This window comes from Limnohabitans simekii (SeqCode), assembly GCF_965234735.1.
Lineage (GTDB): Bacteria > Pseudomonadota > Gammaproteobacteria > Burkholderiales > Burkholderiaceae_C > Limnohabitans > Limnohabitans simekii.
Map to the genome: position 1 here is coordinate 102,883 of NZ_OZ248541.1, position 16,887 is coordinate 119,769.

Annotated in this window: 16 protein-coding genes; 15 read left to right on the plus strand and 1 reads right to left on the minus strand. The window is 57.9% G+C overall.

Annotation, left to right across the window (positions count from 1 at the left end; all coding sequences use genetic code 11):
- Positions 1–10 precede the first annotated feature (10 nt).
- The 6 genes from AC8GFP_RS04745 (at position 11) to AC8GFP_RS04770 (ending at position 5,306) form a co-directional block, all read left to right on the plus strand.
- Entirely contained in the window at positions 11–547 is a 537-nt protein-coding gene (locus AC8GFP_RS04745; protein ID WP_506611408.1) for a shikimate kinase, read from the plus strand.
- Positions 544–1,653: a 3-dehydroquinate synthase gene (gene aroB, locus AC8GFP_RS04750; RefSeq protein WP_506610782.1), complete on the plus strand. Its 1,110-nt coding sequence runs from the start codon at positions 544–546 to the stop codon at positions 1,651–1,653. Before AC8GFP_RS04745 ends, aroB begins: the two co-directional genes overlap by 4 nt.
- Complete coding sequence (locus AC8GFP_RS04755; protein WP_506610784.1) at positions 1,650–2,852, plus strand: deoxyguanosinetriphosphate triphosphohydrolase; 1,203 nt, start codon at positions 1,650–1,652, stop codon at positions 2,850–2,852. Before aroB ends, AC8GFP_RS04755 begins: the two co-directional genes overlap by 4 nt.
- Positions 2,849–3,400: a DUF1415 domain-containing protein gene (locus AC8GFP_RS04760; protein ID WP_506610786.1), complete on the plus strand. Its 552-nt coding sequence runs from the start codon at positions 2,849–2,851 to the stop codon at positions 3,398–3,400. The genes AC8GFP_RS04755 and AC8GFP_RS04760 overlap by 4 nt, the downstream gene beginning before the upstream one ends.
- Complete coding sequence (locus tag AC8GFP_RS04765; protein ID WP_506610788.1) at positions 3,397–4,284, plus strand: class I SAM-dependent methyltransferase; 888 nt, start codon at positions 3,397–3,399, stop codon at positions 4,282–4,284. Before AC8GFP_RS04760 ends, AC8GFP_RS04765 begins: the two co-directional genes overlap by 4 nt.
- Before the next feature lie 68 nt (positions 4,285–4,352).
- Positions 4,353–5,306, plus strand: a complete 954-nt coding sequence (locus AC8GFP_RS04770) for an NAD-dependent epimerase/dehydratase family protein (protein ID WP_506610790.1) — start codon at positions 4,353–4,355, stop codon at positions 5,304–5,306.
- 64 nt (positions 5,307–5,370) lie between these two features.
- Here the strand turns inward: AC8GFP_RS04770 and AC8GFP_RS04775 are convergent, their stop codons facing one another.
- Positions 5,371–5,742, minus strand: a complete 372-nt coding sequence (locus tag AC8GFP_RS04775) for a thioredoxin family protein (protein WP_506610793.1) — start codon at positions 5,740–5,742, stop codon at positions 5,371–5,373.
- Between the two features lie 305 nt (positions 5,743–6,047).
- On the opposite strand from AC8GFP_RS04775, the gene AC8GFP_RS04780 reads away from it, so the two are divergent.
- From AC8GFP_RS04780 to AC8GFP_RS04820, 9 genes are all read left to right on the plus strand, one after another.
- Entirely contained in the window at positions 6,048–6,743 is a 696-nt protein-coding gene (locus AC8GFP_RS04780) for an REP-associated tyrosine transposase (RefSeq protein WP_506610795.1), read from the plus strand.
- Between the two features lie 119 nt (positions 6,744–6,862).
- Positions 6,863–11,551, plus strand: a complete 4,689-nt coding sequence (locus AC8GFP_RS04785; protein ID WP_506610796.1) for a glutamate synthase-related protein — start codon at positions 6,863–6,865, stop codon at positions 11,549–11,551.
- A gap of 18 nt (positions 11,552–11,569) precedes the next feature.
- Complete coding sequence (locus AC8GFP_RS04790; RefSeq protein WP_506610798.1) at positions 11,570–13,051, plus strand: glutamate synthase subunit beta; 1,482 nt, start codon at positions 11,570–11,572, stop codon at positions 13,049–13,051.
- The gene (locus AC8GFP_RS04795) at positions 13,048–13,863 is read left to right on the plus strand and encodes an ABC transporter ATP-binding protein (RefSeq protein WP_506610800.1); all 816 of its coding nucleotides are present in this window, start codon (positions 13,048–13,050) and stop codon (positions 13,861–13,863) included. Before AC8GFP_RS04790 ends, AC8GFP_RS04795 begins: the two co-directional genes overlap by 4 nt.
- Positions 13,860–14,639, plus strand: coding sequence for a lipid asymmetry maintenance ABC transporter permease subunit MlaE (gene mlaE, locus AC8GFP_RS04800; protein ID WP_506610802.1), 780 nt, complete (start codon positions 13,860–13,862; stop codon positions 14,637–14,639). Before AC8GFP_RS04795 ends, mlaE begins: the two co-directional genes overlap by 4 nt.
- Before the next feature lie 16 nt (positions 14,640–14,655).
- Positions 14,656–15,135 (plus strand): outer membrane lipid asymmetry maintenance protein MlaD, encoded by a 480-nt coding sequence (mlaD, locus tag AC8GFP_RS04805; protein ID WP_506610804.1) that lies wholly within the window; start codon positions 14,656–14,658, stop codon positions 15,133–15,135.
- Between the two features lie 3 nt (positions 15,136–15,138).
- Positions 15,139–15,891 (plus strand): MlaA family lipoprotein, encoded by a 753-nt coding sequence (locus AC8GFP_RS04810; RefSeq protein WP_506610806.1) that lies wholly within the window; start codon positions 15,139–15,141, stop codon positions 15,889–15,891.
- Positions 15,892–15,924: 33 nt separating this feature from the next.
- Positions 15,925–16,581: an MlaC/ttg2D family ABC transporter substrate-binding protein gene (locus tag AC8GFP_RS04815; protein ID WP_506610808.1), complete on the plus strand. Its 657-nt coding sequence runs from the start codon at positions 15,925–15,927 to the stop codon at positions 16,579–16,581.
- A complete protein-coding gene (locus AC8GFP_RS04820) occupies positions 16,578–16,859 on the plus strand; it encodes an STAS domain-containing protein (RefSeq protein WP_506610810.1) in 282 nt (93 codons plus the stop codon). The genes AC8GFP_RS04815 and AC8GFP_RS04820 overlap by 4 nt, the downstream gene beginning before the upstream one ends.
- Positions 16,860–16,887: the final 28 nt, after the last annotated feature.

Genomic DNA, 16,887 nt, shown 5'->3' on the forward strand with positions numbered 1-16,887 from the left:
GAAAGCATCTATCGTGTTGGCATTGGTAGGCATGCCCGGCAGCGGCAAATCCACAGTTGGCAGACAGCTCGCCCGCAAATTGGGCGTGGGCTTTGTCGACACCGACCAGGTCATTGAATTGCGCATCGGTTGCAGCATCCGCGATTTTTTCGAGCGTGAAGGCGAAGTGGCATTCCGCGACATTGAAGCCCAGGTGCTGGATGACATGACAAAAACGCCGTGCGGCGTCATGGCCACTGGCGGGGGTGCTGTTTTGCGCGAAGCCAACCGCGACTTGTTGCGCGAACGCACCAAGGTGATTTATTTGCGCGTGCAGCCCGATGAATTGTTTCGCCGACTGCGCCACGACACCCAACGACCTTTGCTGCAAGTGGACGACCCCAAGACCAAGTTGGTCGACTTGTTCGAGCAGCGTGACCCGTTCTACCAAGCCGCAGCCCACTTCGTCATTGAAACCAGCCGCCCCCGCATTCCCACCATGGTCACCATGATCATGAGCCAAATTGAACTCGCGGGCCTGCTGCCCATGGAGACCCCGACCGCATGAGCCTCGTTCCCCACAACCCCCAAGCTGGCCTGGTGCACATTGGTCTGGGTGACCGCAGTTATGACATCCGCATCGCGCCTGGACTCATGGCCAACCCTGATGCTTGGCGAGACTTGCCCAAAGCGGCGGCGGCCTTGATCGTCACCAACGACACCGTGGCGCCGCTGTATTTGGCGCAACTGCAAGCCGCCTTGAAGCCGCATTACGCCAAAGTGCATGTATGCACATTGCCCGATGGCGAGGCCTACAAAACCTGGGAAAGTTTGCAGCTGATTTTTGACGTGCTGCTGGGTCAAGCCTGCGACCGCAAAACCGTGTTGTTTGCCTTGGGCGGCGGTGTGGTCGGAGACATCACTGGTTTTGCTGCTGCTTGCTACATGCGCGGCGTGCCCTTTGTGCAAGTGCCCACAACCTTGCTGTCGCAAGTCGATTCATCCGTGGGTGGCAAAACCGCCATCAACCACCCGCTGGGCAAAAACATGGTGGGCGCGTTCTACCAACCCGAACGGGTGCTGTGTGATTTGTCTTCCTTGAACACACTGCCGCCGCGCGAACTCAGCGCCGGTTTGGCCGAGGTCATCAAATACGGCCCGATTGCAGACATGGCCTTCCTCGATTGGATCGAGCAGCACTTGAATGACTTGCTGGCGCGGGATCCGCAAGCCTTGGCGCAGGCGGTGCAACGCAGTTGCGAGATCAAAGCTTGGGTGGTCGGGCAAGACGAACGCGAAGGCGGCATCCGCGCCATTTTGAATTTCGGCCACACCTTTGGCCACGCCATCGAGGCCGGTTTGGGTTTTGGGGTCTGGTTGCACGGTGAAGCCGTGGGCTGCGGCATGGTCATGGCCGCCCACTTGTCGCAGCGTTTGGGCTTGGTCGATGCCGCTTTCACCCAGCGCCTCACCGCTGTGATTGCCCGCGCTGGCCTGCCCACCGTCGGCCCAGACCTTGGTGCAGAGGCCTACTTGCACCACATGCGCGTAGACAAGAAAGCCGAGGCGGGTGACATTCGATTTGTCTTGATCGACAAGCTAGGCAGTGCGGTGGTGCGCGGCGCCCCTGACGCTTTGGTGCGTGAGGTGCTGCAGGTTTGTTGCGCCGCATGACCGACGTGCGCCCACATGAAGCCGCAGCTTTGTATTTGCACGCGGCGCCTGCTTCAGACTCCACATCCCTTGGCTTGGCCCCTTTTGCTTGCCACCCTGCATCCTCACGCGGCAGACGCCACCCAGAAGCCGAAGCACCTACACGCAACGCGTTTCAGCGGGACCGCGACCGCATCGTGCACTCCACCGCGTTTCGCCGCTTGGTCTACAAAACCCAGGTGTTCTTGAACCACGAAGGTGATTTGTTTCGCACCCGGCTCACGCACAGTTTGGAAGTGGCGCAACTTGGCCGCTCTTTGGCACGTGCCTTGGGGCTGCATGAAGACCTGGTGGAAGCCATTGCTTTGGCGCATGACTTGGGGCACACCCCCTTTGGTCATGCGGGCCAAGATGCTTTGAATGAATGCATGACGCCCTATGGCGGCTTCGAGCACAACCTGCAAAGCCTGCGTGTGGTCGATGGTTTGGAAGAACGCTATCCGCAGTTTGATGGCCTGAATTTGTGCTTTGAAACCCGCGAAGGCATTTTGAAACACTGCTCGATGCGCCATGCGCAAATGTTGGAGGCACTGGAGCCCGGTGGTGTAGGTGCGCGTTTTTTGCACAAAGGCCAGCCCAGCTTGGAAGCGCAGTTGTGCAACTTGGCAGATGAGATGGCCTACAACGCCCACGATATTGACGATGGTGTGCGCTCCGGGCTCATCACCCTTGAGCAGTTGCAAGACGTGCCCCTGTTCGAGCACTACCGACAACAAGTGCAAGCCGAATTCAGCCATCTTCCCGGCCGTCGTTTGCTGTACGAAAGCATTCGCCGCATGTTGAGCTACCAGGTGTATGACGTGTTGCGCAGCACCCAAGCGGCTTTGCAACACCACGCGCCTGCGTCGGTGAATGATGTGCGAACACTACCGCCCTTGGTGCAATTCAGCGCAGAGATGAAAGCCGCTTCAGCCTCGTTGAAGCGCTTTTTGCTGCATCAGTTGTACCGCCATCCCCAGGTGTTGCAAACCACCGAATGGGCCAAGCAAGTGGTGAGCGAATTGTTTGAGGCGTATGTGGCCGACCCGCAGGCCATGCCCGACAGCCATGCCCAACGTGACAACCTGCCGCGTGCCGTGGCCGATTACATCGCTGGCATGACCGACCGTTTTGCCAGTCGCGAACACGCCCGATTGACCGGCAAGACCGCGCCCATATGAACGACGAACAAGTCATTCAAGACACCCAAGCCTGGTTGAACAAGGCCGTGATTGGCCTGAACCTGTGCCCGTTTGCCAAAGCGGTGGTGGTGAAAAACCTGGTGCGTTATGTGGTGTGCCAAGACCCAGACCCCGAGGCGGTGTTGAAGGTGCTGGCGCAAGAACTCACGCATTTGACCCAGGCCGACCCCGAGGCCTTGGACACCACGCTGCTGATCGCGCCGCAACTCTTACCCGAGTTTCTGGATTTCAACGAGTTCTTGTTCGACTGCGATGCGGTCTTGCAGTCACTGGATTTGGAAGGTGTTTTGCAAATCGCCGACTTTCACCCACGCTACCAATTTGCGGGGGTTGAGGCCGACGACATCAGCAACTTCACCAACCGCGCCCCTTACCCCACGCTGCATTTGCTGCGCGAAGACAGCATCGACAAGGCGGTGGCGGCGTTTCCAGAAGCGGCCCATATTTACGATAAAAACATCCTCACCTTGCAGGCCATGGGGCATGAGGGGTGGGCAGCATTGAACTTGCGCAAGGCGTCTGAATGAAAAAACAACAAGTGAACAAAGCAGACAAGCCTTTGGACTTGGACTTGCGCCCGGGTCAGTCCATCGAACTCCTCAAAGCCCTGCACATCCTCACCCGCGAGGGCAAGCTCAACCAAGATTCACGGCGCAAACTCAAGCAGGTTTATCACCTGTTTCAGTTCATCGAAAAGCCCTTGTTGGCCATGTTGGCTGAAAAAAAAGAAGGTCAAGCTTTGGTGTTGGCCGACCACGGTGCGGGCAAATCCTATTTGGGCTTCATCATCCACGACTTGTTTTTCAAGCCGCAAGAAGCGGCCTTGGGTCATACCGTAGGGCAGGTGATTGGCATTGAAACCCGCGCCGAGTTGGTGGCGGCATCGCAGCAATTGGCGCAGCAATTGGGTTTTGCCAAGAGCATGAAATTCATCAACGAAAGCGTCAGCCAAGCCACGCAAGACCAGACCTTGCCCGAGCGTGTGGACATGGTGACCGCGCTGCATGCCTGCGACACCGCCACCGACGACGCCATCGCCTTTGGTCTGGCCAAGCAGGCGCAGTACATGGCCTTGGTGCCGTGTTGCCAAGCCGAGGTGGCCAGCCATTTGCGCCAACACAAAGCGCTGAATTTGTCGCGCACACCCTTGGCCGAGTTGTGGCGGCACCCGCTGCACACCCGCGAGATCGGCAGTCAACTCACCAATGTGTTGCGCTGCCTGTACCTGGAAGCTATGGGCTACCAAGTGACCGTGACCGAGTTGGTCGGCTGGGAGCACAGCATGAAAAACGAACTCATCTTGGCGCAGTTCACTGGCCAGAAGAAGAAAAGTGCCGCAGACCGCTTGCACGCTTTGTTGGTCGAGTTTGGTTTGGAAAACTTGAAATCGCGTTTCAGTTTTGCAAACTGAAAATTTTTGTGGGCATTCAGCTCGTGGTTCGTGTTTAGTATTCAACCCTGTTCCTTGGGTTGACCTGCATGAACATCCTCATCACCGGCGCCTTTGGCAACATTGGCAGAAGCACCCTCAGGGCCTTGGCCGGTCGCGGTCACCTTGTGCGTTGTTTCGATTTGCCCAGCCGAACCAACCAACGCTTGGCTGCCAAGCACGCGGTCGATTGCGAGGTGGTGTGGGGTGACATTCGCCAGTTTGAAGATGTGCAACGCGCAGTGCACAACCAAGAGTTGGTCTTGCATTTGGCCGCCATCATTCCCGAGTTGTCCCACACCGGCAACAAGAGCGAACAAGAACCGATCTTGGCGCATGCGGTGAATGTGGGCGGCATGCGCAACCTGATCGAAGCCGTGCAGCGCATGGCACAACCGGCGCGTATTGTGTTCACCTCCACCTTGCATGTGTATGGCCGCACCCAGCATTTGCCGCCACCGCGCACCACAGCTTGCACAGTCAATCCGGTGGAAACCTATGCCAAGCAGAAAGTGATGTGCGAACAACTGTTGCGCGACAGTGGTTTGCAGTGGGCGGTGTTTCGCTTGGCGGCTGCCATTCCCGTGCAGCTGGTGTTTGAGAAAGCCATGTTCTTGATTCCACAACACAACCGATTGGAATTTGTTCACACGCGGGATGTTGGCTACGCACTGGCCAACGCCGTAGACAAACCTAACTTGTGGGGCATGGTCTGGTTGATTGGTGGCGGCTCACGTTGTCAGCTCACCTATGGTTGCATGCTCAACCAAGTCATGGCGCTCATCGGTCAAAAACCATTGCCCTCCAGCATCTTCAGCAAGCTGGACTACAGCGTGGATTGGCTCGACACCCAAGCCAGCCAGCAGTTGTTGCGCTATCAGCAACGCACCTTTGACGACTATGTGAGCGAATTGCACACCCTCTTGGGCGACAAACTCTATTGGCTGCGCTTGTTCCGGCCGCTGGTGCGGCAGGCGTTGTTGCTGCGCTCAGTGTTGCCCTGAAGGTTTTGCTTTGGTCGTGCTGGGCGCGCGCCAAGCCTTCAATGCAAATTCTGGAAGTCGTTATTCAGTGCGCCACGGCAGCCAAAAGGCCAGGCGCCACATTCAACCATTCTTCGTCGGTCACCAATGGCAAGTCACCAGCCAAGGCTGCTTTGCACATGCGCTGCAAAGTCTCCAAGTGCGGCAACACCGTGCCAGCAAACCGCGCTTGTTGTTGCGCGTCGGCAATCAGCAAAGTGGGGAAGTTCTCAATGTCCAAGTCTTGCAGCAGGTCGTCATGCTCTTCCACATCAACCCATATAAACCGGGCTTGCGGCATGTCTGCAGCCAATTGGTTGAACAGCGGCTGGTATTCGCGGCATGTGCCACACCATTCAGCGCAAAGACACAGCACCCAGAGGCTGGGTGGGGTGGTTGTTGCGGCGGCGTTGTTCATCTCGTTCTGATGTTAAGCCACAAAAAATGGCAAGAAATTGGGGTCAGATTCCAATTGTTTCTGAAGTGATGTTCCAGTTTGACCGACGTGTTGGGTCAAACGTGTAGCGAACGTTGCCACGAAGTGGCGGTGAGCGGCGTTTGAGCCCAGCGCGGCGGGCAAGCTTGTCGTGATTTCCAGAACGCGGGCTCACAGAATGATTTGGAATCTGACCCCCATGACGTGCTCAATGGCAATAAGCGTCACTTCCGCCAAAAGTAAGCCGCACTCAACTGCTGACAAACCAAGGGCGATAACATGCCGCCATGGCCCGCCTGCCCCGCCTCACCCTCACCGACCACCCGCACCACGTCATCTTGCGCGGCAACAACCGGCAAGACATTTTTCGCGACACCGCCGACCGCCAACGCATGCTGGGTCTGCTGGAAACCCAGGCCTTGGCGCACCAGGTCGAGGTGCATGCCTATGTGTTGATGAGCAACCACCTGCATTTGCTGGTCACACCTCGCCAAGACAAGGGCTTGCCGCTCATGATGCAAGACGTTGGACGCAGTTATGTGCGTCAATTCAACCAGCGCCACGGTCGCACCGGCACGCTGTGGGAAGGGCGTTACCGCTCGACGCTTATTCAAACCGAGCGCTATTTTTTGGCCTGCATGGTCTATATCGATCTGAACCCGGTGCGCGCGGGCATGGTGACCCAGGCCGCCGACTTCCCTTGGTCCAGCCATGCGCATTACACCGGCACCCGCCAGGACGCTTGGCTCACGCCCCATCCGTTGTACTGGTCGTTGGGCAACACACCCTTCGCCCGTGAACTGGCTTATGCCCAGTTGGTTCAGGCTGGCATTGAGCAATCACAACAGCACGCGCTCACATCAGCCACCCTCAGCGGCTGGGCCTTGGGCGAGGAAAGCTTTGTCTCAGGTTTACAGCGACTCACCCCCAGGCGGGTCAGCAAGGCCGCGGCAGGACGACCGCTCTCATCTGTCCCCAATTAAATAACCAAGTAAAAAATTCAAGAATTAATTGGAATCTGACCCCAATTAATTTCGTTGAAATGGGTGCTGCGGTGCACTATGCTTAGTGCCCTTGATCGAAAAAACGAAGGATTCGCGCCATGCAACAGGCATTTACCGAGGGTTTGTACCAGTCCAACCAAGAGCACGATGCTTGTGGCGTAGGTTTTGTCGCCCATATCAAAGGTAACAAAACCCACGAAATCGTCAGCCAAGCCTTGAAGATTTTGGAGAACCTGGATCACCGTGGCGCGGTCGGTGCCGATGCCTTGATGGGTGATGGCGCAGGTATCTTGATCCAACTGCCAGATGCGCTTTACCGCGAAGACATGGCGCAGCAAGGTGTGCATCTGCCAGCATTTGGCGAATACGGTGTGGGCATGGTCTTCTTGCCCAAAGAAAACGCGTCGCGTTTAGCTTGCGAGCAAGAACTGGAACGCGCCATCCGCGCCGAGGGCCAAGTGCTGTTGGGCTGGCGCGATGTGCCAGTGAACAAAGACATGCCGATGTCACCCACGGTGCGGGCCAAAGAGCCTTTGATGCGCCAAGTGTTCATTGGTCGCGGCAACGATGTCATCGTGCAAGACGCTTTAGAGCGCAAGTTGTATGTGATTCGCAAAACCGCCAGCGCCGCCATTCAACACCTGAACCTGAAGCACGGCAAAGAGTATTACGTGCCCAGCATGTCCAGCCGCACCGTCATTTACAAAGGCCTGTTGTTGGCCGATCAGGTGGGCACCTATTTCAAAGACCTGCAAGACACGCGCTGCACCTCTGCATTGGGCCTGGTGCACCAGCGTTTTTCCACCAACACTTTCCCCGAATGGCCGCTGGCCCATCCCTACCGTTATGTGGCGCACAACGGCGAAATCAACACGGTCAAGGGCAACTACAACTGGATGAAGGCGCGTGAAGGCGTGATGTCATCAGCTGTGTTGGGCGCAGACTTGCAAAAGCTCTACCCGATCAGCTTCGCCGATCAATCCGACACCGCCACCTTTGACAACTGTTTGGAACTGTTGACGATGGCCGGTTACCCTTTGAGCCAAGCGGTGATGATGATGATTCCCGAGCCTTGGGAAAACCACAACACCATGGACCCGCGTCGTCGTGCGTTCTATGAATACCACGCCGCCATGCTCGAGCCTTGGGATGGCCCCGCGTCCATCGTGTTCACCGATGGCCGCCAAATTGGCGCCACCCTCGACCGCAACGGCCTGCGTCCTTCACGCTACTGCATCACCGATGACGACATGGTGATCATGGGTTCCGAGTCCGGTGTGTTGCCCGTGCCCGAGAGCAAAATCGTGCGCAAGTGGCGCTTGCAGCCCGGCAAGATGTTCCTGATCGATCTCGAACAAGGCCGCATGATCGACGATGAAGAATTGAAGTCCGGCCTGGCCAACAGCAAGCCCTACAAACAATGGATTGAAAACCTGCGCATCCGTTTGGACGATGTGGCCGAGCATCCCGTGGGCTCGCCTGAGCGCAGCGATATTTCCTTGTTAGACCGCCAACAAGCCTTTGGCTACACCCAAGAAGATTTCAAATTCCTGATGGCCCCCATGGCGGCCAACGGCGAAGAAGCCTTGGGTTCGATGGGCAACGACAGCCCCTTGGCCGTGTTGAGTGACAAAAACAAACCGCTCTACAACTACTTCAAACAGTTGTTCGCGCAAGTGACCAACCCACCCATCGACCCGATCCGCGAAGCCATCGTCATGTCCTTGGTGTCTTTCGTCGGCCCCAAGCCCAACCTGCTCGACATCAACCAGGTCAACCCACCGATGCGTCTCGAGGTGAGCCAGCCCGTGCTGGACTTCCAAGACATGGCCAAGCTGCGCCACATCGAAAGCATGACCAACGGCAAGTTCAAGAGCGCCACCTTGGACATCACCTACCCGCTCATCTGGGGCCATGAAGGTGTCGAGGCCAAGCTGGCCTCACTCTGCGCCGAAGCCGTAGACCACATCAAGAGTGGCCACAACATCTTGATCATCAGCGACCGCGCCATCACCGCCACCCAAGTCGCCATCCCTGCATTGCTGGCCTTGTCGGCCATCCACCAACACCTGGTGAAAGAAGGCTTGCGCACCACCGCTGGTTTGGTGGTGGAAACCGGCAGCGCCCGCGAAGTGCACCACTTCGCGGTGTTGGCCGGTTATGGTGCAGAAGCTGTGCACCCCTATTTGGCGATGGAGTCTTTGGCGGCGATGCACGCCGAGTTGCCCGGCGATTTATCGGCCGACAAAGCCATCTACAACTATGTCAAAGCGATTGGCAAAGGCCTGTCAAAAATCATGTCCAAGATGGGCGTGTCCACCTACATGTCGTATTGCGGTGCGCAGTTGTTTGAAGCCATCGGCTTGAACAGCGAAACCATTTCCAAGTACTTCACCGGCACACCAAGTCGCGTGGAAGGCATTGGTATTTTTGACATCGCCGAAGAAGCGATTCGCACCCACACCAGTGCCTTCAGCGACGACCCGCTGTTGGCTCAGATGCTCGACGCTGGCGGCGAATACGCTTGGCGCACCCGTGGCGAAGACCACATGTGGACGCCAGACGCGATTGCCAAGTTGCAGCACAGCACCCGTGCCAACAACTTCAGCACCTACAAAGAGTACGCGCAGATCATCAACGACCAAAGCCGCCGTCACATGACTTTGCGTGGCTTGTTCGAATTCAAAATCGATCCAAGCAAAGCCATACCCCTGGACCAAGTCGAGCCCGCCACTGAAATCGTCAAACGCTTTGCAACAGGCGCCATGTCGCTCGGCTCGATCTCCACCGAAGCCCATGCCACCTTGGCTGTGGCCATGAACCGCATCGGCGGCAAGAGCAACACCGGCGAAGGCGGCGAAGACCCGGCGCGTTACCGCAATGAACTCAAAGGCATCCCGATCAAAGCGGGCGAGTCCTTGAAGAGTGTGATTGGCGACAAGCAAGTGGAAGTCGACATGCCTTTGTTGGCAGGCGACTCCTTGCGCTCCAAAATCAAGCAAGTGGCGTCGGGCCGCTTTGGTGTCACCGCCGAGTACCTGTCGTCCTCCGATCAAATCCAGATCAAGATGGCGCAAGGGGCCAAGCCGGGTGAGGGCGGTCAATTGCCCGGCACCAAAGTCTCTGAGTACATCGGTTTCTTGCGTTACTCGGTGCCTGGTGTCGGCCTCATCTCGCCACCACCGCACCACGACATTTATTCCATCGAAGATTTGGCGCAGCTCATCCACGATTTGAAAAACGTGGCACCGCATGCCGACATCAGCGTCAAGCTGGTGTCCGAGGTGGGCGTGGGCACCATCGCTGCGGGTGTGGCCAAGTGCAAGGCCGACCATGTGGTGATTGCGGGACACGACGGCGGCACCGGTGCCTCGCCTTGGTCCTCGATCAAACACGCGGGTAGCCCTTGGGAAATCGGTTTGGCCGAAACCCAACAAACCTTGGTGCTCAATGGTTTGCGCAGCCGCATTCGGGTGCAAACCGACGGTCAAATGAAAACCGGCCGGGATGTCGCCATCGGTGCTTTGTTGGGGGCCGATGAATTTGGTTTCGCCACCGCACCGCTGGTGGTGGAAGGCTGCATCATGATGCGCAAATGCCACTTGAACACCTGCCCTGTGGGCGTGGCCACGCAAGACCCGGTGCTGCGTCAAAAGTTCTCTGGCAAGCCCGAGCATGTCGTCAACTATTTCTTCTTCATCGCCGAAGAAGTGCGCCACATCATGGCGCAACTGGGTATCGCCAAGTTCGATGACCTGATTGGCCGTGCCGATTTGATCGACATGAAAAAAGGCGTGGAACATTGGAAAGCCAAGGGCTTGGACTTCAGCCGTTTGCTGGCCATGCCCGCAGTGCCGCCAGGCACAGCGCTGTTTCACACGCAAACCCAAGACCACGGTTTGGACAAAGCCTTGGACAAGGTGCTGATTGAGAAAAGCCGCGCCGCCATCGACAAGGGCGAGAAGGTGCAGTTCATGGAAGTCGCCCGCAACGTCAACCGTTCCGTGGGTGCCATGTTGTCGGGTGCGCTCACGCAAGTGCGCCCCGAAGGTTTGCCAGACGACACGCTGCGCATCCAACTCGAGGGCACCGGTGGCCAATCCTTTGGTGCGTTCTTGGCCAAAGGCATCACGCTCTATTTGATTGGCGACGCCAACGATTACACCGGCAAAGGTTTGTCGGGCGGGCGCGTCATCGTGCGCCCCAGCATCGACTTGCGTGGCGAGGCCGTGTCCAACATCATTGTCGGCAACACCGTGCTGTATGGCGCCACCAGCGGCGAAGCGTTTTTCAGCGGTGTTGCTGGTGAGCGTTTTGCGGTGCGTTTGTCCGGCGCCACCGCGGTGGTGGAAGGCACGGGCGACCATGGTTGCGAGTACATGACCGGCGGCACTGTGGCCGTGTTGGGCAACACCGGTCGCAATTTCGCTGCGGGCATGAGTGGCGGCATCGCGTATGTGTACAACGAAGACGGTCAGTTTGACAAACGCTGCAACACCGCCATGGTCAACATGGAACCCTTGCTCAGTGAAAAAGAACAAACCGCATCAATGCCCGCCGCGTTGTGGCACCGCGGTCAAAGCGACGAAGCGCAGTTGAAGAAACTGCTGGAAGAACACCACCGCTGGACCGGCTCCAAACGCGCCCGCGCTTTGTTGGACAACTGGGCCGAGGCACGTGGCAAGTTCGTCAAGGTCTTCCCCAACGAATACAAACGGGCGCTTGGCGAGCTGGCAGCCGCCGCCGAGAAACCCGCCAAGGCCAAAAAAGCCACCGTCAAGTCATAAGCAGTCACAGGATCCATCATGGGAAAAATCACCGGCTTCATGGAATTCGAACGGGTCGAAGAGGGCTACAAGCCCGTGCCCGAGCGTTTGAAACATTACAAAGAGTTTGTTGTGGCTTTGTCGCCCGAGCAGGCCAAAACCCAAAGCGCACGCTGCATGGATTGCGGCACACCGTTTTGCAACAGCGGCTGCCCGGTCAACAACATCATCCCTGACTTCAACGACTTGGTGTTCAACAACCAATGGCAAAACGCGCTCACGGTTTTGCACAGCACCAACAACTTCCCAGAGTTCACCGGCCGCATTTGCCCCGCGCCTTGCGAAGCGGCCTGCACCTTGAACGTGAACGATGACGCGGTGGGCATCAAGTCCATCGAGCACGCCATCATCGACAAAGGCTGGTCTGAAGGTTGGGTCAAGCCCCAACTGGCCGCGCACAAAACCGGCAAAAAAGTCGCGGTCATTGGCGCTGGCCCGGCAGGCATGGCGGCGGCCCAACAGCTCGCGCGTGTCGGTCATGCGGTCACGGTGTTCGAAAAGAATGACCGCGTCGGCGGTTTGCTGCGCTATGGCATCCCCGATTTCAAAATGGAAAAATCCCATATCGACCGCCGCGTCGAGCAAATGCAAGCCGAAGGCGTGGTCTTCAAAACAGGCGTCTTGGTCGGCAACTGGCCCAAAGACAGCAAGGTCACCAACTGGGCCAAAGAAAGCATCAGCGCCGAACAGCTGAAAAAAGAATTCGATGCCGTGCTGCTGACCGGCGGCTCTGAAGTCTCGCGTGACTTGCCTGTCCCAGGCCGAGACTTGAACGGTGTGCATTTCGCCATGGAGTTTTTGCCGCAGCAAAACAAAGTGAACGCAGGCGACAAGATCAAAGACCAATTGCGTGCCGATGGCAAACACGTGATCGTCATCGGTGGTGGCGATACTGGCTCCGATTGTGTGGGTACCAGTACCCGCCACGGGGCTGTCAGCGTCGAACAATTCGAGGTCATGCCCATGCCCCCCGAGCAGGAAAACAAACCGCTGGTGTGGCCGTATTGGCCGCTGAAAATGCGCACCAGCTCCAGCCACGAAGAGGGTGCGGAAAAAGGCGTGCTCAAACGCGAGTTCGCCATCTCCACCAAAGAGTTCGTGGGTGAAAAAGGCAAACTCACTGGTTTGAAAACCGTGCGGGTTGAAATGAAAGACGGCAAGCTCACCGAAGTGCCTGGCACCGAAGAAATCCACAAAGCCGACATGGTGTTGTTGGCCATGGGCTTCACCAACCCGGTGGCCTCGGTGCTGGAAGCCTTTGGCGTGGACAAAGACGCCCGAGGCAATGCCAAGGCCCACACCGAGGAGGGCAGTGGCTACATCACCAACGTGCCCAAGGTGTTTGCCGCCGGTGACATTCGACGGGGCCAGTCTTTGGTGGTCTGGGCCATTCGCGAAGGCCGACAGGCCGCCCGCACCATTGACCAATTCTTGATGGGCGACAGTACACTGCCAAGATGACCACGTCCGCCAACCTCGTTGAACTGCGCGATATCCACTTTGGCTATGGCGACAGACCGGTGTTGGAGGGTGTCAGTTTGCAAGTGCCGCGTGGCAAGGTCACCGCGCTGATGGGCGCTTCGGGCGGCGGCAAAACCACGGTGCTGCGCCTGATTGGCGGCCAGCACCGAGCACAGTCGGGCGCGGTACTGTTTGAGCAACAAGACATTGGGCGCTTGAACAAAGATGAGCTTTACCAAGCGCGGCGTCGCATGGGCATGTTGTTCCAGTTCGGCGCCTTGTTCACCGACATGAGCGTGTTTGACAACGTGGCCTTTCACTTGCGTGAACATGCGCATTTGCCTGAAACCATGGTGCGCGACATCGTCTTGATGAAACTCGAAGCTGTGGGTTTGCGTGGCGCGCGGGATTTGTTCCCCAGTGAAATTTCCGGTGGCATGGCGCGACGCGTGGCCTTGGCCCGCGCCGTGGCGCTCGACCCCGAACTCATGATGTACGACGAGCCCTTCGCGGGCCTGGACCCGATTTCCTTGGGCACGGCGGCGCGTTTGATTCGCCAACTGAACGACGCGCTGGGCCTGACCAGCATCGTGGTGTCGCACGACTTGGAAGAAACCTTTCGCATCGCCGACAAGGTGGTCATCCTGGCCAATGGCCGCATCGCCGCGCAAGGCACGCCCGAAGAAGTGCGCCACAGCACCGACCCGCTGGTGCACCAGTTTGTCAGCGCTGCACCCGAAGGCCCGGTGCGTTTCCATTACCCCGCCCAAGCTGCTGCGCAAGACTATGGCGTGGCCAAGGAGCACGCATGATCAACTTGGCAGCTCGCATTGGGGCGGCCTTCCGTGCGTGGTTGGCCGATGTGGGTCACGCCACCGCTTTGTTTGTGCGGCTCATCTTGTTGGCACCTGCTTGCTTGCGCCGTTTTGGTTTGGTGCGCGACCACATGCATTTCTTGGGCAACTACTCCTTGGCCATCATCTCGGTGTCGGGTTTGTTTGTTGGCTTTGTGTTGGCTTTGCAGGGCTACAACACCTTGCAGCGTTTTGGTTCGGCCTCGGCGCTGGGTTTGTTGGTGGCCCTCAGTCTGGTGCGCGAACTCGGTCCTGTCATCTCGGCCTTGTTGTTCACAGGCCGCGCTGGCACCTCGCTCACCGCTGAAATTGGTTTGATGAAGGCCGGTGAGCAACTCAGTGCCATGGAGATGATGGCCATCGACCCGGTGCAGCGCATCTTGGCGCCACGCTTTTGGGCCGGTGTCTTGGTCATGCCCATCTTGGGCGCGATTTTCAGCGCGGTCGGCATCATCGGCGGCTGGTTGGTCGGCGTGGTCATGATCGGCGTCGATGCCGGTTCGTTTTGGGGTCAAATGCGCGATGGCGTGGATGTTTGGGCCGATGTCGGCAACGGTGTCATCAAAACCTTGGTGTTTGGTTTCACCGTCAGCTTCATCGCGCTGCGCCAAGGCTTTGAAGCCCAGCCCACACCCGATGGTGTGGCGCGGGCCACCACACGCACCGTGGTGATGGCCTCGCTGGCCGTGCTAGCGCTAGACTTTGTATTGACCGCGCTGATGTTCAAGTTGTGAAGAAGGAAGACTAACGATGCAACGCTCGACAACCGATGTGTGGGTGGGTTTCTTGGTGCTGCTGGGTGCGGCAGCACTGCTGTTTTTGGCCCTGCAATCGGCCAATTTGCTCAGCTTCAGCTGGCAAAAAACCTATGCGGTCAGCGCCTTGTTTGACAACATTGGGGGCTTGAAAAAACAAGCGCCGGTGAAAAGCGCGGGGGTGGTGGTGGGCCGGGTACAAGACATCCGGTTTGACGACAAGCGCTTTCAGGCCGAGGTGATTTTGGCCCTGGACCAACAGTACCAATTTCCCAAAGACAGCTCCTTGAAAATCCTCACCAGCGGTTTGTTGGGTGAGCAATACATTGGCATTGAGGCCGGTGCTGATACCGCCAATTTGAAAGCCGGTGACCGTTTGCAAGCCACCCAATCGGCGGTGGTGTTGGAAAACCTGATCAGCCGCTTTTTGTACGACAAAGCTGCGGCTCCTGCCGATCCAACCAGCGGGCAATGAAACATGAATGAGCGTTTGATCCACGGTATGGTGTTGGCAAGTCTGACCGTCTTCTCGGTCGGTTGTGCAAGCCTGCCCGATCAAGGCTTGAACCCGCACGACCCGTTTGAAACCACCAACCGCCGCGTCAGCGATTTCAATGACAGCCTGGACCGCAGCCTGCTCAGGCCGGTGGCGGTGCAATACCAGCAAGTAGCCCCCGAGTTGCTGCGCGATGGAGTTGGTAATTTCTTTGGCAACCTGGCCGATATTTGGTCCACGGCCAACAACGCGCTCCAACTCAAGCCGATTGAAACCGCCGAAACCGGTATGCGCGTCGCCGTCAATTCGGTGTTTGGCATCTATGGCTTGATCGATTGGGGCACCCGATTGGGGCTGCAACGCCACAACGCCGACTTTGGCCAAACCTTGGGCTACTGGGGCGTGCCCGCTGGCCCGTATGTGGTGCTTCCCATTTTTGGCCCGTCCAATGTGCGCGACACGGTGGGTTTGGTGGTGGACATGGATCAAAACCTCTGGGCCAACGTCGATCCCACAGCCACCCGCTACAGCGGCACGGCGCTGCGGGTCATCGACAAACGCGCCGAGTTTTTGGGCATTGACAAGCAGCTCGACCAGGTGGCGCTGGACAAATACGCCTTCATTCGTGACGCCTACATGCAGCGACGCAAGGCGCAAACCCGGCGTGGCGCAGCCGACAGGGACGACGGCAACGGTGCCGGAGACAGCGGCAAGGAGGAGCGCTACGACCAGTAGCCACTGCCACTTTTATACTAAACTTGTCTGACCATGCGAACCAACTCCACCTCTGTACTCTTTTCGTTTCAACAATTGTTGAGCGTGATTTGCGGTTTGGGCTTGGCCTGGGCCCTGCAATCGCCAGCGCTGGCCCAAGAAGCCCCCGACGTCTTCATGCAGCGTTTGTCCAGCGACATGTTGGACACAGTCCGCAAAGACCCGGCCCTCAAAGCGGGTGACTTGCAAAAAATCGCGGCCTTGGTGGACACCCGATTGGTCGAGCACATCAACTTCAGACGCATGACCGCCTCTGCGGTCGGTCCGGCGTGGCGACAAGCCACGCCCGAGCAGCAAAAGCGCCTGATTGAAGAATTCAAAGTGCTCCTGATGCGTTCTTACTCGGGTGCTTTGTCCCAAGTGAAGGACAGCTACACCATCGTGGTCAAACCCTTGCGCACACCTGCCACCGACGCCGAGGTGGTGATTCGCTCCGAGTTGCGCGGCGGCAACGAACCCGTGGCCATCGACTACCGCTTGGAAAAAACCCCAGACACCGCCTCCGGCTGGCGCATCTACAACTTCAATTTGCTGGGCGTGTGGTTGGTCGACAACTACCGCACCCAGTTCTCGCAAGAAATCAATGCCAAGGGCATTGACGGCCTGATTGCCACCTTGACCGAACGCAACAAGGCCAACAACCGCAAATGACCTGCTTCAGCTTGCCTGCTGTCTTGACCCATGCCCAAGCCTCGGCCACGGCGCAGGCCTTGGTGACGGCTGTCAAAGCCCAGCCCCAGTTGACGATCGATGCGTCGGCCTTGCAGCAATTCGACTCTTCTGCACTGGCGGTTTTGCTGGCCGGTATGCGACAAGCGCAAGCCTTGGGTGGCCAACTCCAAGTGCATGGCTTGCCAGCGCGGGCCCGCAGCTTGGTGCAGGTGTATGGCCTGACCGACGTGCTGCAATTGCCACCCGTGCCCGCCTGAAGCCTTCTTCAGGGGAGCAAACACCCCA